Below are 234 nucleotides of genomic sequence, written 5' to 3'. Positions count from 1 at the left end.
CGGGCGAGGAGGTCACGGCCGCCGACGCCGAGGTGGAGCGGCGCATCACGCGTGTGCTGCGGGAGCACGCGCCCGGCATCCCGGTCGTCGGCGAGGAGACGGACCGGGAGGAGGGGGGTTCGGTGCCGCCTCGCTGCTGGCTGCTGGATCCGATCGACGGCACGATGAACTTCACGCGAGGCGCCCCGCTGCACGCCGTCTCACTGGGGCTGGTGGACGGCGGCGAGCCCGCGC

The 234-nt window shown here is 75.2% G+C and carries 1 protein-coding gene; it reads left to right on the top strand.

Going from position 1 to position 234, the window contains the following annotated elements; all coding sequences use genetic code 11:
• The coding region (locus tag ACSNOK_RS36350) for an inositol monophosphatase family protein (protein ID WP_436784915.1) at nucleotides 1–234 on the top strand (234 nt) is incomplete at both ends.

The organism is Streptomyces sp. URMC 126, from assembly GCF_051386555.1.
Classification (GTDB): Bacteria; Actinomycetota; Actinomycetes; order Streptomycetales; family Streptomycetaceae; genus Streptomyces.
The sequence above is the reverse complement of the archived record's forward strand: the minus strand, read 5'-3'. Positions and strand labels throughout refer to the sequence as shown.